22 protein-coding genes and 1 tRNA gene are annotated in these 20,008 nt (G+C 62.6%); 9 read left to right on the top strand and 14 right to left on the bottom strand.

Annotation, left to right across the window (positions count from 1 at the left end):
- Positions 1 to 71: 71 nt before the first annotated feature.
- Positions 72 to 548 (bottom strand): GatB/YqeY domain-containing protein, encoded by a 477-nt coding sequence (locus ACFT1A_RS02705; protein WP_230816530.1) that lies wholly within the window; start codon positions 546 to 548, stop codon positions 72 to 74.
- Between the two features lie 132 nt (positions 549 to 680).
- Between ACFT1A_RS02705 and ACFT1A_RS02700 the strand changes: the two genes are divergently transcribed.
- Together ACFT1A_RS02700 and ACFT1A_RS02695 are read left to right on the top strand one after the other, a co-directional pair.
- On the top strand, positions 681 to 1,649 hold the full coding sequence (locus tag ACFT1A_RS02700) for a metallophosphoesterase (protein ID WP_378445728.1): 969 nt from the start codon (positions 681 to 683) through the stop codon (positions 1,647 to 1,649).
- A gap of 54 nt (positions 1,650 to 1,703) precedes the next feature.
- Positions 1,704 to 1,777, top strand: a tRNA-Pro gene (locus ACFT1A_RS02695).
- A 55-nt stretch (positions 1,778 to 1,832) separates the two neighbouring features.
- On the opposite strand, the gene ACFT1A_RS02690 is transcribed toward ACFT1A_RS02695, so the two are convergent.
- From ACFT1A_RS02690 to ACFT1A_RS02675, 4 genes are all read right to left on the bottom strand, one after another.
- On the bottom strand, positions 1,833 to 2,051 hold the full coding sequence (locus ACFT1A_RS02690) for a hypothetical protein (RefSeq protein WP_378445727.1): 219 nt from the start codon (positions 2,049 to 2,051) through the stop codon (positions 1,833 to 1,835).
- Positions 2,052 to 2,100: 49 nt separating this feature from the next.
- On the bottom strand, positions 2,101 to 2,514 hold the full coding sequence (locus ACFT1A_RS02685; RefSeq protein WP_378445726.1) for a YbaB/EbfC family nucleoid-associated protein: 414 nt from the start codon (positions 2,512 to 2,514) through the stop codon (positions 2,101 to 2,103).
- The gene (locus ACFT1A_RS02680) at positions 2,511 to 2,984 is read right to left on the bottom strand and encodes a hypothetical protein (RefSeq protein ID WP_378445725.1); all 474 of its coding nucleotides are present in this window, start codon (positions 2,982 to 2,984) and stop codon (positions 2,511 to 2,513) included. The genes ACFT1A_RS02685 and ACFT1A_RS02680 overlap by 4 nt, the downstream gene beginning before the upstream one ends.
- Before the next feature lie 92 nt (positions 2,985 to 3,076).
- Positions 3,077 to 3,787, bottom strand: a complete 711-nt coding sequence (locus tag ACFT1A_RS02675) for an alpha/beta hydrolase (protein ID WP_378445724.1) — start codon at positions 3,785 to 3,787, stop codon at positions 3,077 to 3,079.
- A 177-nt stretch (positions 3,788 to 3,964) separates the two neighbouring features.
- Here ACFT1A_RS02675 and ACFT1A_RS02670 point away from each other — a divergent pair, with 177 nt between their 5' ends.
- Positions 3,965 to 4,288, top strand: coding sequence for a hypothetical protein (locus ACFT1A_RS02670; RefSeq protein WP_378445723.1), 324 nt, complete (start codon positions 3,965 to 3,967; stop codon positions 4,286 to 4,288).
- A gap of 52 nt (positions 4,289 to 4,340) precedes the next feature.
- Entirely contained in the window at positions 4,341 to 4,694 is a 354-nt protein-coding gene (locus tag ACFT1A_RS02665; protein WP_378445722.1) for a VOC family protein, read from the top strand.
- Position 4,695: 1 nt separating this feature from the next.
- Here the strand turns inward: ACFT1A_RS02665 and ACFT1A_RS02660 are convergent, their stop codons facing one another.
- Positions 4,696 to 6,252, bottom strand: a complete 1,557-nt coding sequence (locus tag ACFT1A_RS02660) for an acyl-CoA synthetase (protein ID WP_378445721.1) — start codon at positions 6,250 to 6,252, stop codon at positions 4,696 to 4,698.
- A gap of 189 nt (positions 6,253 to 6,441) precedes the next feature.
- Between ACFT1A_RS02660 and ACFT1A_RS02655 the strand changes: the two genes are divergently transcribed.
- Positions 6,442 to 7,473: an ABC transporter substrate-binding protein gene (locus ACFT1A_RS02655; protein WP_378445720.1), complete on the top strand. Its 1,032-nt coding sequence runs from the start codon at positions 6,442 to 6,444 to the stop codon at positions 7,471 to 7,473.
- A gap of 57 nt (positions 7,474 to 7,530) precedes the next feature.
- Here the strand turns inward: ACFT1A_RS02655 and ACFT1A_RS02650 are convergent, their stop codons facing one another.
- Positions 7,531 to 7,965, bottom strand: a complete 435-nt coding sequence (locus tag ACFT1A_RS02650; protein WP_378445719.1) for a MarR family winged helix-turn-helix transcriptional regulator — start codon at positions 7,963 to 7,965, stop codon at positions 7,531 to 7,533.
- A 162-nt stretch (positions 7,966 to 8,127) separates the two neighbouring features.
- Between ACFT1A_RS02650 and ACFT1A_RS02645 the strand changes: the two genes are divergently transcribed.
- A complete protein-coding gene (locus ACFT1A_RS02645) occupies positions 8,128 to 9,744 on the top strand; it encodes a DHA2 family efflux MFS transporter permease subunit (protein WP_378445718.1) in 1,617 nt (538 codons plus the stop codon).
- Between the two features lie 89 nt (positions 9,745 to 9,833).
- Positions 9,834 to 10,502, top strand: a complete 669-nt coding sequence (locus ACFT1A_RS02640) for a DUF6891 domain-containing protein (RefSeq protein ID WP_378445717.1) — start codon at positions 9,834 to 9,836, stop codon at positions 10,500 to 10,502.
- 5 nt (positions 10,503 to 10,507) lie between these two features.
- Here ACFT1A_RS02640 and ACFT1A_RS02635 read toward each other — a convergent pair whose 3' ends face one another.
- The 3 genes from ACFT1A_RS02635 to ACFT1A_RS02625 all read right to left on the bottom strand — a co-directional run bounded on the left by ACFT1A_RS02635 (position 10,508) and on the right by ACFT1A_RS02625 (position 13,860).
- Positions 10,508 to 12,274, bottom strand: a complete 1,767-nt coding sequence (locus ACFT1A_RS02635) for a cholesterol oxidase substrate-binding domain-containing protein (RefSeq protein ID WP_378445716.1) — start codon at positions 12,272 to 12,274, stop codon at positions 10,508 to 10,510.
- Positions 12,275 to 12,371: 97 nt separating this feature from the next.
- Positions 12,372 to 13,175 (bottom strand): metal-dependent hydrolase, encoded by an 804-nt coding sequence (locus tag ACFT1A_RS02630; RefSeq protein ID WP_047270024.1) that lies wholly within the window; start codon positions 13,173 to 13,175, stop codon positions 12,372 to 12,374.
- Between the two features lie 220 nt (positions 13,176 to 13,395).
- Positions 13,396 to 13,860: a light harvesting protein subunit alpha gene (locus tag ACFT1A_RS02625; RefSeq protein WP_378445715.1), complete on the bottom strand. Its 465-nt coding sequence runs from the start codon at positions 13,858 to 13,860 to the stop codon at positions 13,396 to 13,398.
- Between the two features lie 167 nt (positions 13,861 to 14,027).
- Between ACFT1A_RS02625 and ACFT1A_RS02620 the strand changes: the two genes are divergently transcribed.
- On the top strand, positions 14,028 to 14,732 hold the full coding sequence (locus tag ACFT1A_RS02620; RefSeq protein WP_378445714.1) for a response regulator transcription factor: 705 nt from the start codon (positions 14,028 to 14,030) through the stop codon (positions 14,730 to 14,732).
- A complete protein-coding gene (locus ACFT1A_RS02615) occupies positions 14,729 to 16,108 on the top strand; it encodes a sensor histidine kinase (protein WP_378445713.1) in 1,380 nt (459 codons plus the stop codon). The genes ACFT1A_RS02620 and ACFT1A_RS02615 overlap by 4 nt, the downstream gene beginning before the upstream one ends.
- Here the strand turns inward: ACFT1A_RS02615 and ACFT1A_RS02610 are convergent.
- The 4 genes from ACFT1A_RS02610 to ACFT1A_RS02595 all read right to left on the bottom strand — a co-directional run bounded on the left by ACFT1A_RS02610 (position 16,005) and on the right by ACFT1A_RS02595 (position 19,993).
- Positions 16,005 to 16,994, bottom strand: a complete 990-nt coding sequence (locus tag ACFT1A_RS02610; protein ID WP_007732341.1) for an LLM class F420-dependent oxidoreductase — start codon at positions 16,992 to 16,994, stop codon at positions 16,005 to 16,007. The two genes, ACFT1A_RS02615 and ACFT1A_RS02610, sit on opposite strands and share 104 nt — an antisense overlap.
- A gap of 6 nt (positions 16,995 to 17,000) precedes the next feature.
- A complete protein-coding gene (locus ACFT1A_RS02605) occupies positions 17,001 to 17,687 on the bottom strand; it encodes an HAD family hydrolase (protein ID WP_378445712.1) in 687 nt (228 codons plus the stop codon).
- Positions 17,688 to 17,955: 268 nt separating this feature from the next.
- Positions 17,956 to 19,407, bottom strand: a complete 1,452-nt coding sequence (locus ACFT1A_RS02600; protein ID WP_378445711.1) for a catalase — start codon at positions 19,405 to 19,407, stop codon at positions 17,956 to 17,958.
- 31 nt (positions 19,408 to 19,438) lie between these two features.
- On the bottom strand, positions 19,439 to 19,993 hold the full coding sequence (locus ACFT1A_RS02595) for a Fur family transcriptional regulator (RefSeq protein ID WP_378445710.1): 555 nt from the start codon (positions 19,991 to 19,993) through the stop codon (positions 19,439 to 19,441).
- Positions 19,994 to 20,008 lie beyond the last annotated feature (15 nt).

Below are 20,008 nucleotides of genomic sequence, written 5' to 3'. Positions count from 1 at the left end.
TGAAACAAGAACGGCCGCGATCTCCGAGTAATTCGGAGATCGCGGCCGTTTTCGGTTCTGGAAGCGCGCTTCTACAGGCGGGACTTCACTGCTGCAGAGATACGTGCGCCGTCGGCCTTGCCCTTGGCCAGAGCGTTGGCGGCCTTGATGACCTGGCCCATCTGACGCATCCCGGGACGCTCACCGAGCTCCTCGGAAACCTGAGCAAGGGCCGTGTCGACGACGTCGACAAGCTCGGCGTCGGTCAACGGCGTCGGCAGGTACTCGTCGATGATCTGAGCTTCTGCGCGCTCTTTCGCGGCAAGCTCACCGCGACCGTTCTCGGTGTAGATCTCGGCTGATTCGCCGCGCTTCTTCGATTCCTTTGCAAGGACTTTGATGATCTCTTCGTCGGTGAGGACTCGTGCTTCCTTACCGGCTACCTCTTCGGTCTGGACGGCTGCCATGAGCATCCGAAGGGTGGCTGTACGTAGCGGATCCTTCGCCTTCATGGATGCAACCATGTCGGTTCGGAGGGTGGCTTTGAGCGATGGTGTCGTGTCGGACATGGTGGAAACGCTACGCGCTCGGCGTTTCGCGCGTGCCGATAGTTACCTCCGCCCGGACACAATTCTCTGTGAAATAGCTGTAAAAGGCGGCGAGAGCGACGCAGAAGAACGCCACACCCGTATCCTTGAGAGGTGTCTTCCCAGTTCCGCACCAATCTGACCCGCACCGCACTTGGTGCCGCGGGCGCCGCTGCACTAGGGATCGGGTACGCATCCGGCATCGAACGCAATGCATTTGCACTGCGTGAGGTGACGATGCCAGTCCTGGCGCCCGGTTCGTCGTCGCTGCGGGTCCTCCATCTCAGCGACTTGCACATGATGCCGAACCAACGGTTGAAACAGAATTGGTTGCGTGAGCTCGAAGGCCTCGACCCCGACCTCGTGGTCAACACCGGCGACAATTTGTCGCACCAGCGCAGCGTTCCAGCAGTGGTCCAGGCGCTCGGAGATCTGTTGGCTCGACCGGGTCTGTTCGTCTTCGGCAGCAACGACTACTTCGCCCCGAAACCGAAGAACCCACTGAGCTACATCTTCAACAAGGACAAGCGCATCACCGGGGATCCTCTCCCCTGGGGCGACCTGCGTGCTGCCTTCACCGAGCGTGGATGGCTGGACATGACCCACGTGCGCCGCGAACTCGAAGTGGCCGGTATTCGCATCGCGGCCGCCGGCGTCGACGATCCGCACCTGAAGCGCGATCGCTACGACACCGTCGCCGGAACACCCAATCCCGTCGCCCAGCTCAAGCTCGGCCTGACGCACTCGCCCGAACCGCGAGTTCTGGACCGGTTCGCCGACGACGGCTACGACCTCGTGCTCGCCGGCCACACACACGGTGGTCAGCTGTGCCTGCCGTTCTACGGCGCGCTGGTCACGAACTGCCAGATCGACCGATCCCGGGTCAAGGGGCCGTCCAAGTGGGGCGCGCACACCCAGCTGCACGTCTCCGCGGGCATCGGCACTTCGCCGTGGGCGCCGGCACGCTTCTGCTGCCGCCCCGAGGCAACTCTGCTCACTCTGGTTCCGGCTACCAGGCGCGAACCCGAGCACGCCTCCGCGCACAGTTCCGCAGAGTCTCCAGCGTCGGTTCTACGCAACTGACCTGCGGATTTAATGTCAGTCGGCTCGGTAATGTAAGCTAACCGAGGTTCGACACGGGGTGTGGCGCAGCTTGGTAGCGCGCTTCGTTCGGGACGAAGAGGTCGTGGGTTCAAATCCCGCCACCCCGACAGAACTAGAAGGCCCTTGACCTGCCGATACGGTGGTCAAGGGCCTTCTTTTCGTTCATGCAGCAGGATATGCAATAGCGACGTACTGCACGAGGGCAGCGACCCTGGCCGCAGCCTCATGTTGCATCGTTGGTCGCACGCGCGCGTAGATGTCCACCGTCGTCGTGATCGTCGAATGCCCCAGTCGCTCCTGCACCATCTTCGGGTGCTCACCCGCCTCCAGCAGCAACGAGGCGTGCGTTTGCCGGCCACAGGCAAACCAACGATCGGACACCCCCCGCTCCTCTAATACTGCGTTGCGGTTCGGGGTGCGGTGCCCGGGTTCAGGCACGTCGCATGAACGAACCGCCGTCCAAGGGTAGGTCGTCGTTGACCGGCGCTCGGTTAGCTCGTCGCAGCGCATGAGTTTCGGGTGCAGCGGGCGTCTGATTGAACGCGTCCATTGCCCCGGCGACGCGAGGGTCGTGAAGGAGCGGGGCGCGTAGTTCCTGCGCGGTCGCCGCTGCTGCCGCTGAAGCGGTTCGGTGGGCCTGGGTGATCGAGGCGGAGAGTGCAGCGGCGCCGGCGCGGAGGGAACTCTCGGTCAGGTGCAGGTCGGTGATCGCGCCGTACGCATCAACCTCGACGCTGACGGCACCGCCTCCAGCATCTGCGCGGGCGCGCACTTTCCCGACCTCGGTGTCGACTTGGCGGGCGAGGACGGTCAACTCGGGAAACGAGGATGCGGGCCCGGTCATGATTGATCGATCTGCATAGGGGAACTCGGGCGATCGGTCGCATCTGGGCGCGGGAAACAGGGTGATGTGCCCGAGATACTGAGCGACCCATATGCCTTGTCGATCACTATCTTGTAGCCGTCAGGGGTGTACGCACTGGTGATCGGAGAGTCACCGCCAGCGGTCTCTCTTATTGGCCAGTCGTTGCTGGACCACGCCGTGATCGCCGCGTCCCAGACCGCTTCCACGTCATAGCTTGGCCCACCGCGAACGTAGTACGCGACACTGAAATCGACATCGGTGTTCTCGCTGAGGTTGCTGTCGTCGCACGGGATCAACGTGCCCGCGCTGAGAGTGTTTGACGGGTCGGCCGCGCCAGCTCGAGAGAAATACGTGCCAGCGGGCAGCGCGCTCAGCGTGCTGGTCAGATGCTCGATGGTCGAGGACTGCGCGATCGTGCGCGTGAGGTTCGGGTCAGGGTCGATTGTCACGGCGTTCTCCTTCGAATTGCATGCGCACAGGGTCAGTACGGAAAGGGCTACCGCTGCGATTTGTCGATGAAGTCGGTATGGCTGAGGCTTTTTCACGGTGCTCCTAGTCCGGCGATGACGTGTCCGAGCCCACGCAAGGCGGGGTTGTCGCGATCCCAATATTCGCTGTGAGCGGCTGGGCTGGGGAGCTCACCGAGCAGTCCGGCGTCGATCCCGGTCCCGGGAGCGGACTCGACGACAGTGGCACCGAATCCGATCAACGGAAGATCGTTCGCGGGATTCGCGCCATGCGCGAGACCGCCGAACACGTCACCGATCATCGGAACCGGATCATTGGCCGCGGCAGTGGCGTACACATGGCTACCGTTCTGTTCGGGGTCAATGCCCTCGAGGGAGAGTCCCTCGACCCGGTCCATTCCCACTCCGGGGCTACCCACGAAGAACAGATCATCCGCATCGATCGATCGTCCGTCCGAGGCCGCAGCGCCGATCACGGTGGAACCGTAACTGTGCCCGATGACCGTGTTGTGCGAAGGCACACCATCATGGGACGCGCGAAGGCCGTCTTGGAACCGGCCGAGCGATCCCGCCCCACCGTCGGCATACCCGTCGAGCCCTGCATGTGGGATCGATTGCGGCGCATCGTATCCACACCAGGCCATCACCGAAGTCGACCCGAAAGTTCCGGCCTTTTTCCAACGCCTTTGTCCCGAATCCGACCGCCGCCCGCTTGCAGTACTTCGTTCCCCACCCAAGCCCCCCGGCTTCGAATCGACATGCGAAAAAGCAGCGTAACAGCGCATTGCCTGGAACCCTTGCCGGTTGCCGCACTGCCGAACATGGCGGGCCCCTGCAGTCAACGCTGCTACGCCACTCAGACACCGGGATAACTGGCTCGACGCAGCGACGAGTAGAGCCGTTCGGCCGGCGCGAGACATTCACTATCCTGACGTCAGAACCCCCGACGATAAGGTGAAGCCGTGGCATCCGAACCAGACTTTGCGCACAATGACATGGCGAGCCGTAGCCGACGCGAGAAGGCTGTCGTCCTTGCCAAGTTCGCCTGGGACCGCGATATCAACAGTGCAGAGTTGCTCGACATGCCCGACGATCGGCTGCGCAAACTCGCGCGAGCGGCCGGCGCCAATCCGCCGAGCACGCGGGAGACTTGGACTATCGCCGCCAGTCTGCTCGATGAGAAAGCTGTGTGGTCAGCCGCTAACCCAGACCGTCCCGAGGCTCAGCGTGAGCATCCCGACGAGAAGATCATGTGGGTGAAGAAGCCGATCGAGCCCTGGCTGTGACAGCCGAATTGAGCGCAGCTGTGACAGCCGAATTCAGTGGAGCTGTGAACCGGTGATCGGGCAGGTCGACGAAGTAGTTGTGGATTGCTCCGCACCAGCTCAGTTGGCGGAATTCTGGGCCGGGGTCCTCGGTGGACAGCCTGTAGAGCGGAGCGAGGAGTGGGCGTTTGTCGACCCACCCGGATGGACTCGCCTCGCCTTCCAACGCGTACCGGAATCAAAGCTGACGAAGAATCGCTTGCACATCGACGTCAGCGTGGATGACGTCGTCGCTGCAACCGAGGCTGCCGAGCGCCTCGGCGCAACTCGGGTCGGCAATGTTCAGGAAGACCCGGCCGGTACCTTTCAGGTGCTGCTGGATCCCGAGGGAAACGAGTGGTGCGTCGTCCGAAGTATCGGAAGTTGATTCACACCCCCGCTACGGTTTCGCGAGCCCAACGGTAGTCGGCCTTACCGCTGGGTGAGCGGAGGATGCTGGGCACCAGCACGATCGACCGGGGAATCTTGTACCCCGCTACGTGGGTGCGGCAATGCTCCGACAATGATTCCGTCGCAACATCTTCGAACCCCGGTCGAACCTGCACCACCGCGGCGACCTTCTCACCGAATCGAGTGTCGGGCGCACCCGCCACCAAAGCGTCGAAAACTGCCGGGTGTGTTTTGAGTGCCTGCTCGACTTCTTCGGGATAAACCTTCTCGCCTCCGGAGTTGATGCACATCGAACCGCGCCCGAGCAGCACGATGGTTCCGTCGGCTTCCATCGTGCCCATGTCCCCGAGTACCGCCAGACGCACCCCGTCGACGACGGGAAAAGTTGCAGCAGTCTTCGCGGGGTCGTCGAAGTAGGCCATGGGAACATGGCCGGCCCTGGCGATGAATCCGACTGTGTTCGAGCCTGGTTCGATGCGACGGAATTCGTCATCGACAAGAATCATGTTGGGGTTGGAGCGAATTCGCTTGGAACCGTCTTCTCCGAATTCGACGACGCCGTCGTTGCCGGATTCCGAAGCACCGAATGCATCCTTGATCACCAGCCCTGGCAATCGGGTTGTCAGTTCTGCCTTCAGGTTCGGGGAGAACAATGCGCCACCCGAGCCGATCAGTTGGAGAGTCGAAAGGTCGTAGCGCCCTTCGCTTGCGGCGATGGCGTCGGCAATCGGTTGAGCAATCGCGTCGCCGACGACGGTGATTCCGGTGATCTTCTCGGCCTCGACCAGTCGCAGCACTTCCATCGGATCGAAGCTGCGGGTCAGCACTCGGGGAGCTCCCATGAGAAATGCCGTGAGCAGTGAATAGATCGCGGCTCCATGCATGAGCGGCGGGATGAGTAGCAGCACAGTCGGATCGGTGTTGGCTACGGCCGCGTCCACAACCTCTTCGAGGCTTCGACGCGGCGGCCCGCTGAGGTTCGCTCCGGACAGCGCGGCGAAGAAGAAGTCCTCGTGCCGCCACACCACACCCTTGGGCATTCCGGTTGTACCGCCGGTGTAGATGATGAAATGGTCGTCGTTGCTGCGAGGGCCGAAGTCGCGGGTATCGGCCTGCGCCGCAAGGGCGTTCTCGTAGTCGTCGCCGACGATCAGCACGTGGGTGATCTCCGGACACTGCGGAACCACGGCCAGTGCCGTCGGCGCGAATTCTGCCTCGACCAGCAGTGCCACCATCTGGGAGTTGGTGTAGATGTACGAGAGCTCGGCATCCGTGTAGCGAAAGTTGACGTTGATCGGTACCGCTCTGATCTTCAAGCAGGCAAGGAGCGCTTCGACGTACTCGACGCAGTTCCGCATGTGAATACCGACATGCTGGCCCGGTTCGACGCCCACCGACTGCAGATGATGAGCGAGTCGGTTCGATCGCAGTTCGAGTTCGGCGTAGCTCAACCGCACGTCTTCCAGAATCAAGGGAACCCGATCGGGGATCGCATCGGCAACGGCCTCGAACAGATCGGCAATGTTCAGGGTCATCGAAATCCTCACTACACGCGTCTTCGCTTACCAGTACAGGTCTTTCGCGAAGCTAACACGTTGGTCACACCCTGTTGCCCGAATTGCGTAGAGGTCCCGCTGAGCGAGACCTGACGCGCCCTTCACCTGGTATCGACGGTGCGGATACCTCCCTGACCAAGCCATATGGACGGAAGGTAGGGTAGCCTAATGCACTCACGCACCACTCTCCGGAGCCGCACGTCGGTCCGGGTCGCCATGGTTGCCCTGGCGACTGTTTTTGCCGCTACGGCCTGCGGCTCTACCGACGCCGGCGGCAACGCAAACGGCAACACCGATGTCGCGACCGGCGGCAAGCTGTTCAGCACCGCCGACACGGAAACCGCGAAGCTCGGCAGCGATGCCGCGCCCGGCGAGTTCCCGCGCACGATCACCCATGCTCTGGGCGAGACCACCCTCGAAGCCAAGCCCACCCGCGTCGTCGTGCTCGACAGCGGCGAACTCGACGAGGTTCTTTCTCTCGGGATCACCCCGGTCGGCATCGCCAGCCCGGAAAGCGCCGCCGGTCAGCCGTCGTACCTCGCCGACAAACTCGTCGGAGTCCCCGACGTGGGCACGACCAACAACCTCAACCTCGAAGCGATCACCGCACTGCAGCCCGATCTGATCCTCGGCAGCAAATTACGCCAGGACAAGCTCTACCCGCAGCTCGCAGCAATCGCGCCGACGGTCTTCAGCATCCGCCCCGGCTTCCCGTGGAAGGAGAATTTCCTCCTTGCCGGTGACGCACTCGGCGAAGAGACCAAGGCTGAGCAGGTTCTCAACGACTACCAAGAGCACGCCGACAAGGTCCGTGAGTCGATCGACGGTTCCCCGACAATTTCACTGGTTCGCTTCATGTCCGGGAAGCTGCGCCTGTACGGCAATCTGTCGTTCATCGGCGTCATCTTGAAGGACGTCGGTCTGCCCCGCCCGGCGATCCAGGACATCAACGAACTGGCCGTCGAGGTCAGCCCGGAAACGATCACCGAGGCGGAGGGTGACCGAATCTTCTTCTCCAGCTACGGAAATCCCGCCGACACCGGCCAGACCACGGTTGTTGCCGGACCGCTGTGGGCCAGCATGGACGCAGTCAAGGAAGGACGCGCCACCGAGGTGAGCGACGAGACCTGGTTCCTGGGCCTCGGCCCGACAGGTGCCGGCCTGGTTCTCGACGACCTGCAGGCCAAGCTCGGCAAGTAGCCGTCACCTAAGCCAAGACCGCCGCTCGACTCTCCGGAGTCGAGCGGCGTTTTTTGTTCAGCGGTTGTCCTGCTCGAGGTGTTCGTTCATCGTGGAATGCAGATCGACGAGAAATTCCTCGAATCGACTGAGCAGTTCGGGCGGGTACTTCGCCATCATGGCGTCGAGTCGCACAGCAAGGGGCCCGAAGAACTCGTCCGCCAGATCCTGCACATGCGCACTGCTGTGCAGCGTGACCACGCGGCGGTCTGCATTCTCGCGGGTACGGACGATATGCCCTGCCTTTTCCAGGCGATTGAGCAACGCGGTGGTTGCGCCCGACGTCAGTGAGATCCGCTCGCCGAGGCGGGCAGGCGAGAGCGGCGCCCCCTTCTCCTCGGCAGCGGTGATTTCCATCAAGGCAGTCGCGTCGGTGGAATGCAGGCCGAGCCATGACGCGAATCGATGGCTGAATTCGGTGAACGTCCCACCGTACGCACGGAATTCATCCATCAGCCGCTCCCGCTCCACGGAGATGTCGCGCGGTGCCTCCACCTCGGTGATCCCACCTTTCCTGTGCCAGACGGCGGCCGGTCGAGCCCAGCGCGCACGTTGACAACTTACCGCCTCAAATATACCTTCACTATAAAGTTACTTCACAATGGAGGTTTATTCGTGAACATCTCACCCACCACCCGCAAGTGGCTGGGCCTGATCGCCATCGCACTCGGCGTGGCACTGATCGTCGTCGACACCACCATCGTCAACGTCATAGTCCCCTCGATCATCGAGGATCTCGGGATCAATTCCGTTCAGGCTCAATGGATCCAAGAGTCCTACGCAATCGTGTTCGCGGCGCTGCTGCTATTGGTCGGCAGAGTTGCCGACCTGGTCGGCGCCCGTCGCATCTTCATCGCCGGAGTCGTCGTGTTCGGCGCAACGAGCCTGCTGGCCGGACTGGCACCGAACGGCGGCCTGCTCATCCTGGCGCGATTCCTGCAGGGCGTCGGCGCGGCCATGATCCTGCCCACCTCACTGTCGCTTCTGAACGCGATGTTCACCGGCAAAGCCCGCGGCCAGGCCTTCGCGGTCTGGGGCTCCACCATCGGCGCTGCATCCGCCCTCGGCCCACTGCTCGGCGGCTGGCTTGCCGAACATGCCTCATGGCGTTGGGCCTTCGGGATCAACATTCCGCTTGCTGCGCTCATTCTCATCGGCGCAGTGCTGTTCATCGCACCCTCGCCGCGCACCGCTGGACGCATCGACGCCACCGGAGCGGCACTGTCCATCGCCGGCCTGGGCCTGCTGGCCTTCGGCCTCGTCGAGGGACGGACGTACGGGTGGCTGACCACGAAGGAACCCTTCGATCTGTTCGGACTTTCATGGTCCAGCGGACCGTCACCGGTTCTGGTCGCGTTGGTTCTCGCCGTCATCTCGCTCGGTGCGTTCGCCTACCGTCAAACCATGCTCACCCGCAGCGACGATCCGTCGCGGGCGCTGATGGACGTGCGGTTGTTCTCCATCTCGTCGTTCCGCAACGGCAACATCGCGACGCTGATCATCGGGCTCGGCGAGTTCGGAATCGTTGCGGTGCTTCCTCTCTGGCTCCAGTTCACGCTCGGATACAGCGCACTCCAGGCCGGACTCGCGCTGGTTCCCATCGCCATCGGCAGCTTTGTCGCCAGTGGTGCGAGCTTCGGGCTGGCATCGAAGGTCTCGCCGTTGGGCTTGGTCCGTATCGGCCTGGCTCTCGAAGCTCTCGGTCTCGCCGGTCTCGGATTCATCGCTGCAACAGACAGCCCCTGGTGGACTATCGCCGCAGTGCTGTTCTTCTACGGCATCGGTGTAGGTTTCGCGACGGCGCAGGTTACCAACGTCGTGCTCGAGGAGATTCCCGAGCAGAGCGCCGGTCAAGGCTCCGGCATTCAGAGTGCGTTCCGCCAACTCGGATCGGCACTGGGTATCGCCGTCCTCACCACGGTGTTCTTCAGCACTCTCAATTCGACGCTGAACAGCGACCTCACCGAATCCGGTGTCGACCAAGCTCAGGCTGATCAGTTGACGCGGGCAGTCACCGACAGCGCAGGCGCCGCCATCGACTCACTGGCCGGCTCACCGAGCACTGCCTTCGTTGCCGACGCCGCCCAGTCTGCGATGACTCACGGCATCACACTCGGCGGATACCTTGCGGCCGGATTTGTCGTGGTGGGCCTGATCGCCACGGCGCTCATCCCGAACAAGCCGGCCCCGTCGACCGAGGAGGAAACGAAAGCAGCAGCCGACGTCGCCTGACGGTCGGATCGGTGCAGTACGGTGCCGGTATGCGATTGCCCTGGTCACGATCAGCACCGTCACGGTCGGCACAGTCACGGTCAGCACCGGTGCTCAGTGAGGCTGACATCGTCGCCGTACGTGAGCAAGCACGCGAACTGGTACTCCCAGGTTTCGCGACGTTCGAAGAAATCTGCGAAGCCGCCCGAGACTGTGTCGAGGGCGGCTTCGAGAACGACGAACTCGGCAGACAGATCGACGCGGGAGTGTGTGCGGTCTGGGACCACAGACTCGTGGAGCAGACGCAGTGGACGGCTCCCGGTGACTTCGAGCGCGTATCCGCAGCCTTCGCCGAACTCGAACGCAACGGCATCGTGGCCCGGATGAACTTCACCTGCTGCATGCAGTGCGGCACTACCGAAATCGACGACGAACGCACGCCGTCCGAACCCGACGAGAACGGGTATCCCTTTGCTCAGTGGGCGTACACGTTCTTCCACATGCAAGATGCGGAGCGTCTCGGCGACGAGCCGTCCGATCTCTACTTGTCCTACAGTGCGTTTCGTCCGGCCCACGATCTCGATCCCGCACTGATCGCCGCTGCCTTCGGCGGCGACGAAACCGCCAAGGCACATATGATTGCGCACACCGATCAGACCGTCGGGCGCCAGGTAGCCGACGCACTCCGAGCCCAGGGACTGAGCGTCGACTGGAACGGTAACAACAATCAGCGTATCCGCGTCACCGACGTACGTTGGCGCAAACCGCTCCCGCAGTAGGAGATTCAGCTGGGTGGCAATACGCCGTCGAGGAACGTATTGCTGAATACACGGTGCGGGTCGTGTTCGTCGAGAGTGGCGAGAGCGAAGTCCCAATTCCCGTCGCCACCGGCTCTGAAGGTGGCAGGCACTGTGCTGGTGAGGAATTCGTCGTCCTGGTACGCCGCCTGATCGGTGAATGCCCACCCCTTGGACCACTCCGGACGGAAAGTCGCGTAATCGCCGGAGTAGTTCGCGACCATCCACCGTTCCATCTCACGAAGGAACGCGGGCAATCCTGCCGTGCCAGGAATCGAGACCACGTTCATCCAGATGGCAGTGTCCCAGTCCTGACGATCCGCCCGCGGCCGCACCGCTGACAGATCCGGCACGCCGGCACTGTCGACAAGAACTTCACCATTGTCGTCGACCCCGCAGAGACGCACTTCGAACGGCATGTTGACGGGATACTGCCCCAGCGACGCGTAGTGCGTCATTCGTTCGTTCAGCCAACTCGTCATCTCGTGCACGACACGGCCGATGTTGGACCGCTTGGTGATCACTGCGCCACCACCGGCTACGACGCGCAAGGTTGTGTGCCGCAGGTAGAACAGAACATCTTTCGACCATCCCCACAGATCGTCGGTGTCGGTCAGCACCAATCCTGCTGCTACGGCTCCGAACTGGGAGGCACCGAACAGTGGTGTCGCAGCTTGAAGACCCTGCGCCACCATCCCCAACGGGGTGGTGACTTCTTCGGGAATCGCGTCGGAGAAGAAGTAGTTGTACGGCCCGCTCACTTCTCGGGACTCCGGCGGTTTGACCGGGGTCGGCGTCCAGACCTTGAGCCACGGTGTTTCGGTGAACGGGAACCAGATCGCTTCCACCCGTCCGGATTTCTCGACGAAACTCTCGTAGGTACGCCCTGGCGAACCCGGAGCAGCAAAGAGTTCTTGCCACGGAATGTCGGTGAAACTCTGGCATCGAAGTCGATAGTTCTTCCCGGCTTGCAGCGTCACGGAGGTGACGAAGGTTCGGCCCAGGTGGGTCAGGAAAGCCGTGCTCTTGTCATCTGATCGGTGAAAAGTCTTCAGTGCGTAGCGATTACTGCCTTCGTCCCACGCCACCACTGTGATCTCGGTGATCAGGTTGCTCAGCGATCCGTACGACTGACCAGGGGTGATCGTCTCCCCCGCCGCCGGATAGGTTGCCCCGTGGGCACCGATCGCCAGCGCCCCGGCGATGGACAGCTCACCGATCGCCGGAGAGTTGGCCCAGCCGAGCCCCTCTCGCTCGAGCGCTGTCAGAATCGCTTCGATGCTGGCCCCGGCACCCGCCGTGGCTGTTGCGGGCGTGCCGTGCTGCACCACAACCGAATTCAAGTTCGTCATCGTGTCGACCAACAGAACTCGATCCGAAGGTGCGCCGGGCACCACCGTCAACGGACTCCACCCGTGCATCGTTCCGCGCGCACGCACCGTGTAACCGTTGTCGAACGCCCAGTTCGCGAGGGTGACGACGTCGTCGCTGTGACGTGCCGTCGCCGTCCACACACTGTCGAGCATGATTTCTCGCGACCAGTTGACGTATGCCTGCTGTGACAGCGGAATGTCCGACGGAAATCCGGGCGGTGGCGCGATGGTCGATGCCGAGCCCCAGGGAACTGCTCCCGCCGGCGCCCAAGCAAGACCCGTAAGCGCGGCAGCACCGGCACTCGCTGCGAGAAATCCGCGCCGGCTCACACCGCCTTCTCCGGAGCTGCGCTCTGCCTTGCGTTCTGTGTGATGCACCACTGCCCACTCCGTCAGCCGACTCGGTTCATGTCAGGGACGAACGTAGAACAAATATGATTACGATGCCAGTGGTTCCGTAATAAAAGTTTTCCGACGCTTACTGCACCATCGGAGCGAAGACCGCGTAGATCGCTTCCGGGGCACCGTCGAACGCACTGATGATCAACCAGGCAGTCAGAACCGTCAGAGCCGGCCCGATCAGAACCTTCTCGAGGTTCCCACCTGCGCGGATGGACAGAAATGACGGCAGCCGTTGCTCCCACCATCGCTTGCCGCCGAGTGGGATCAGGGGCGCAAGAAACGGCACTCCCTCCTTGGTGATCGCATCGCCGAGACAGTGCGTGGCGCAGCCCAAGGCCACCGCAACACCTAGCCCGGTGGATCCGGCCTCGCTGGGATACCACTGCCAGGTGAGGGCCGAGAGCACCAACGCAACGGCAGAAACCGCGAGCCATCCCTTCTCCTTGGCCAATTCACCAGCCAATCCTCGGATCGCCAACCCGAGGCAGAAGAACAGCGTGATGATGATGGCGGGTTTCCCGAACTGAACCACCAGCGCAGAGACCCCGGCACCGAGACCCGCGGCAAACAGTGCGGTGTGCGTGAGCGTCCGATGTCCACCACGACGCTTGCCGTCCTTCTTGCCTTTCGTAATGCGGTAGAAGGTCACCGAAATTGCGTCGATGCCCTTGGCCAGAGCCTTGCTGAGCGGACCGAATGATCGAGAAACCGTGGACTGACCGGTATCGAGGTCGGGAAGCAGGGCAGCTCCGGCGCACACCCCGGCAAAGGTCAAAGTTTCCGCAGTGGATGTGGGCCCTCCCCAGTCGAGAGGCAACAACTCCGCAACCACCAACCCCACAGCAGCACCGGACATCGCGTGGGTGGGGCCCATGACCATGAAACACAACACCTTTCGAAACGCGCCCCGCGCCGGGCCGTACCGCACCCGGAGCAAGACACCACACACATGACGCCGTCGGCGACGGTCCCGGCATGCTCGCCGAGACCGCCCCGAACGTAGCAAGTGCTACCGACAGGCTTGACTACCCTCCAGACCCAGTTGAGTACGGCCGTACCGTTCCAGGTCAAAGCGGTTCATGCGGAGCTTTTTTCGCTCGTCAGCCCGCGGCAACCGTGCATGACAGGGCGACGCCTTCCTCCAGCGGAGCGACACCGGCCATGTCGAGCACCTCTGCCGGAACACCCTCGATCGTCGGAGCCCACTCGACGGTCGGCAATGCCGGCACCCCTTCACGCGCAACGAATGTCGCAGCTTCGCTCGGCACTTCGATAGTGACTGCGGCCGCACCGGCCTCCTCCGCGCGCACAACCTTGCCCTCGTCGATGAGCTTCTGCAGCTCCTCGTCGGAAATCGGCGCCGCGACACCACACGCTACTTCGGGAGCCACACCCAACTCGGCTGGAGCGGTCGCGATCGATCGCACCGCCACCGGAGACCCGTCGGAGATCGGGTTGGAAGCCCAGGCGATTCCCGGCGCCACGGCCATACCGAGGACCGCCACGGACGCCACCACCACACCGGTCCGGCGGGCCCGCTTGCCGTTCACTTTCAATCGCGTCATCGTTGTTCTCCTTGATCGAACGTTCTCGAATTCTCGGCGCGGTCGCATCCGAGAAACCCGAGGTTATGAAGCCAACACTGCAGATCTGTTGTCGGTTTCTTAGGAGTTGATGAGAATGCGGCGGCCCCCGCTCCGAGCGGGGCCCCAGGCCTTGATCCGATGGCACCATGGCTGGGGTGAGTACACGCGAGCGCATCCTGATCGTTGACGACGACGCGAAGGTTCTGAATTCGCTCGAACGTGGACTTCGATTGTCGGGCTTCGACACGGCAACTGCTGTCGACGGACGGTCAGCTTTGTCGTCGGTGAACAAGCAATGCCCCGCTGCGCTTGTACTCGACGTCAACATGCCCGGTCTCGACGGCGTCGGGGTCGTGACGGCATTGCGCGCGATCGGCAACGAGGTTCCGATCTGCGTACTCAGCGCCCGAAGTTCCGTGGGCGACCGTATCGCGGGGCTGGAAGCGGGCGCCGACGACTACCTCACCAAGCCCTTCGAGTTGGCAGAACTGGTCGCCAGACTCCGCGCTTTGCTTCGACGCACGACGCGGGCCACCCCTACCCTCGATCACCCGATCACCGTCGGCCCTCTCACCGTTGATCTTCGTGGTCACCGAGCACACATCGACGGTAAGCGAATCGAACTCACCAAAAGAGAATTCGATCTGTTGTCCGTGCTCGCCGAGCACGCCGGCATCGTACTGAGCCGGGCACAGCTCCTGCGCCTCGTCTGGGGTTACGACTTCGCTGCCGATACCAATGTCGTCGACGTCTTTGTCACCTATCTCCGCAAGAAACTCGAGGTCGACGGGGCGCCTCGCGTGGTCCACACCGTGCGCGGAGTCGGCTTCGTCCTGAGGGCCGAGCGATGAAGCGGCCGCTGTCACTGCAGACCCGAGTAGCCATCGCCTCGGGTCTGGCCGCTGGAATCGTGATTGCCGCGATCGGAATTGCATTCGCGGTCTTCCTGCGCGTCAACGGATCCGAACAACTCGAACGCACACTCGATTCCGTCACTCTGGGAGTTGCGGCAAGTGCACCGAGCCCGGCGTTCATCGAAACACCCACCGCAACAACACAACCACTTGTCGTCGACCCCGGCTTCAATGCCACGACCATCAGTGCGTTGGCTACCACCGACGTCCGCAGTCGGGATGTTCTGCTGCCCGGTGACAGCGGCGCCGCACTGGCCGTCAGCATCCCCGAAGACCCACTGACCCAGGCAATCCGTGAGCAGCAGGTCCAGGTGGCCGCTGCGGCGGTGGTCGCGATTCTCGCCGCGGCCGGGCTCGGCTGGTTCCTCACGGGCCGTGCCGTCCGCCCTCTACAGCAACTGACCGAGACCACCAGTTCGATCGGCAACAACCTCGACGTCGAAGGACTCTCGCGCCGGGCACCGTCGGTACGTGGCACGCGCGAAGCCGAAGAACTTTCCGAAGCAATCCACAGCATGCTCAGTCGCATCGAAAGCGATCGAAGCCGCACCGAAGAGGCGTTGGAGTCGGCACGCGATTTTGCTCGCGTCTCCGCCCACGAACTGCGCACCCCTCTGACGTCGATGCGTACCGATCTGGAAGTTCTCGCGACACTGGATCTCACGGAAAGCCAACGGCGCGAACTGTCCAGCGAATTGTTGGAGGCGCAGCGCCAGATCGAGCGCACCTTGACCGATCTGGAGACACTCGCCCTGGGTGAGGTGGCCGATCCCGAGGACTGTGCCGACGTCGACCTGGTGGAGGTTGCCGATCGCGCCGTCGCGGACGCCGGCCGTCTGCACCCGCAGGTCGACGTTCGTTTGAAAGCACCGGAAGAGCTTTCGGTTCAGGCCTTTCCCGCGGGCATCCGTCTGGTGTTGACCAACGCCGTCACCAACTCCGTTCGGCACGGCAATGCCGACGAAGTCGAGATCACCGTCCGATCAGGGGCTGCGACCGGTTCGGCGACGGTATTCGTCGACGACAACGGCACGGTGATCGCGCCGTCGGAACGGGAAGCGATGTTCGAACGATTTGTTCGTGGTACCGGTGCGGGCGACGCCGGAAGCGGTTTGGGTTTGGCCCTCGTCGCGCAGCAGGCACGGCTGCACGGCGGTAGCGCTCGCCTCGACAAGAGCCCGCTCGGCGGTACTCGATTGATCTTCTCGATCAACCCAATTCGACGTGCAGAGCCTCGAGCAGCGGCTTGGCCGCCTCGTCGAAGAATCGGTCTTGGGTATCTCCACCGATCTGTACCAGTGCCACATCGGTGAATCCGGCGTCCGTATATGCCTTGACCGCCTCGACGATCACATCAAGATCGGGACCACACGGAATGCTCTCAGCTACATCCTCTTTACGCACGAACTGAGTTGCGCCCGAGAAGCTCGCCGGCGTCGGCAGTTCGGAGTTCACGGACCAACCTCCGCCGAACCACCGGAACTGCTGGTGAGCTCGGGCGATTGCCGTGTCGCGATCAGGATCCCACGAGATCGGAATCTGACCGATGGTCCGGCCTGCGGGAGCCAATCCGTATGCCCGGCCGTGCACATGCTTCCACAGGTGCACCAGTTCCGAATCCGGTTGCACGGCAATCAAATCGTCGGCCATCGGACCGAAACGCTCGACGGACTTGTCACCGGACATGGCCAGTGCCAGGGGAACCGGGTTCTCCGGGAGATCCCAGATCCTGGCGGACTGGACGTCGAAGTACTCCCCCTTCCAGCTCACCAGATCTCCGGCGAGCAGTGCGCGAATGATGCTCACCGCCTCCTGCAGCATGTCCTGCCGAGTGTCGATGGACGGCCAACCCTCGCCGACCACATGCTCGTTCAGGCTCTCGCCACTTCCCAATCCCAGGGTGAAGCGCCCGTCCGCGAGGATCTGGATCGTCGCGGCTTTCTGAGCGACGACGGCAGGGTGGTACCTCACGGTCGGACAAGTCACGTACGTCATCAAGCCGACTCGCTCGGTGGCATGTGCGACTGCTCCCAGCACCGACCAGGCGTAGGGCGCATGCCCCTGCTCGGTCAGCCACGGCGAGTAGTGATCACTCATCACTTCGAAGTCGAAGCCGACTTCTTCGGCCCGAACTGCGTGGCGAACCAGTTCTTTCGGGCCCGCCTGTTCGGTCATCAAGGTGTAGCCGAATCGTGCCATCGCTGATCAACTCCTGGTATCGAGGCCTGAAACGAGTTCGGAGACCACACTGCCGTCGAGGTGGTCGAGAAGATCGCGAGCGTCGTCGTACACGGCAGCCGCACCCGCGCCTTCGAGTTCGTCGGTCGACATTCCGCCGCTGCGCACTCCCACAGCCACAACGCCCGCCCATGTCGCCGCCTTCATGTCCCAGACGGCGTCTCCGACCATGACCGCATCTCCCGCGTCGACACCTGCCTTCGCGAGCGCGACCTCGATCAGGTCCGGATCAGGCTTGGCCACGTCGACGGATTCCGAAGAGGTGGCGGCGTAAATCATTTCGTCGATGTCGAGCGTCCGGCGCAGCAACTCCAGTTCGTCGTCCGGCGCCGAAGTTGCGAGCACGACGTGCAGTCCGAGCGAGTGAACTCGGCGGATCAACTCTCGTGCTCCCGGCAGTACTCGGAGGCGGTCAGCCGACTGCCGGTAGTACTTGGTGTGAAGCTCCTTGGCCCGTGGCCCGCACCCGTCGATGTCTTCGCCGAGCAAGGTCTCCAGTAGTTGGTCTCCGTCCATGCCGATGCTGCGATGCACCCGCCACGCGTCAACCGGGCGACCTACCTCGAAGAACGCTCGCGACCACGCTTCTACGTGCAGATAGTTGGAATCGACGAGCGTTCCGTCGATGTCGAAGAGAACCGCACCTATTGCCATGGGAATTGACTGCCCAACACCTCGGTTCGCGAAACTTGTGCCCGAGCATTCTCCGCTCGAGAAGCGGATCATGGAGAGTGCGAACAGCAGAAGTGCACGTCGAACAGGGGTGTCGTCATGGAGTCAGTCGTTGTATTCCTTCTCGCATGCTTCGTCTACTGGTTCGCGCTGCTGTAGTTGGGAAGACGGAAACGGACCGCTGCCGGGAATCGATTTCCCTTGCAGCGGCCCGCATTCGGTACACCTATTCGATTGTCAGGTCAGCGGTTCACTGCCCTGCGCGTACGCCTTCTTCGACGCGCTTACCCAAATCTGCGTCGACGTTCTTCCAGTACTCGAAGACACGCAGCAGAACTTCCTCGCTGACGCCGGCAAGGGCGTGGCCGACGATGTTGCTCACCAGGCGCTCACGAGCTGCGTCGTCCAGAACTTCGCGGACCAGCGTTCCAGCCTGCGTGAAGTCGCCGTCCTCGGCGTGCTCGATGTATCCGGCGCGCACAGCCTTGCCGTCGAACGCCCACAGGCCTTCGTCACCGGCAACCGACGGATCGGCATGCGGTCCGCCGTACGAGTTCGGTGCGTACACCGGCGTCGACGGGGAATTGAAACTGTAACGCATGGCGCCCTCCTTGGAGTAGGAGTTCACCTCGTTCTTCGGGGCGTTGACCGGCAGGTCGGCGTAGTTGGTGCCGATGCGGTAACGATGTGCGTCGGCGTAGGAGAAGACACGGCCGAGAAGCATCTTGTCCGGGCTGAATCCGATGCCGGGCACCACGTTCGACGGCTCGAACGACGCCTGCTCGATCTGCGCGAAGAAGTTCTCCGGGTTGCGGTTCAGCGTCCACTTGCCGACCTCGATCAGCGGGTAGTCCTTCTGGGACCAAACCTTGGTGAGGTCGAACGGGTTGAAGCGGTAGCCCTCGGCCTCGTCGACCGGCATGATCTGAACGTTGAGGGTCCAGCTCGGGAAATTGCCGGCCTCGATAGCGTTGTACAGATCCGCGCGGTGGTAGTCAGGATCGCTACCGGCGAGGCTGTCTGCTTCTGCCTGCGTCAGGAACTCGATGCCCTGATCGGTCTTGAAGTGGTACTTCACCCAGAAGCGTTCACCCGCAGCATTGACCCACTGGTAGGTGTGCGATCCGAAGCCGTCCATGTTGCGCCAGGTCTTCGGGATACCGCGGTCACCCATCAACCAGGTCACCTGGTGAGCGGTCTCGGGGCGCAGAGTCCAGAAGTCCCACTGCATGTCGTGGTCACGAAGACCGGAGCCGGGCAGTCGCTTCTGCGAACGAATGAAGTCGGGGAACTTGATGGCGTCCTTGATGAAGAACACCGGAGTGTTGTTGCCGACGAGGTCGTAGTTTCCCTCTTCGGTGTAGAACTTCATCGCGAAACCGCGCGGATCGCGCCAGGTGTCGGGGCTGCCCTGCTCACCGGCGACGGTGGAGAAGCGGACGAGCGACTCGGTCTTCTTACCCGGCTGCAGGAACGCGGCCTTGGTGTACTGGCTGACGTCGTGTGTGATGACGAGTTCACCGAAAGCGCCGCCGCCCTTGGCGTGGACGATGCGCTCCGGGACACGCTCGCGGTTGAACTGCGCGAGCTTCTCGATCAGGTAGTGGTCGTGAAGGAGCACCGGCCCCTGAATACCCGCGGTCAGCGATTCGTCATCACTTGCGACCGCGATACCGAAATTGTTGGTGGTGGGCTTGGTCATGGCGAAGCCTCCTAGCGTTGTGGGCTGGGCGTCAGAGGAGCGGGGCTGCATCCGAGCCGAACGCATGGGCTGCATGCGAGGGGGCCGACTCGAAGGTTCTGGACGCATCAATTCGATTCTGCGAGACCGCGTCCGACTCGGTGTCGGATTCGGCAGAATTCTTCAGGCAATCTTGGCAACGGCCCCAGAACACGACCTCGGCTTCGTCGATTTCGAAGCCGTGATTATCGGAAGGTTCGAGGCAGGGAGCTTGGCCGACAACACAATCGACGTCGACGACCTTGCCGCAGCCGCGACAGACGAGGTGATGGTGGTTGTCACCAGTCCTCGTCTCGAACCGGGCGGGTGAACCCGCCGGCTCGATGCGTCGCAGCAATCCTGCGTTCACGCATGCCTTCAGCACGTCGTAAACGGCCTGTGTGGATACCGATCCGAGCTGCTGCCGCACGAGTGCTGCAACAGAATCGGCGTCTGAATGCGGTTGGGCTGTAACCGCATCCAGCACGGCGAGGCGCGGAGCAGTAACCCTCAACCCGACGGCGCGCAGTTGCGCTCGGGGGTCGAAGTCATGCTCTCCGTCTCGCATGTTTCCCAGTATGCC

This window comes from Rhodococcus sp. NPDC057135 (assembly GCF_042670865.1).
GTDB lineage: Bacteria > Actinomycetota > Actinomycetes > Mycobacteriales > Mycobacteriaceae > Rhodococcus_F.
Note: the sequence above shows the minus strand (reverse complement) of the source record. Positions and strands in the feature narration are given on the sequence as shown.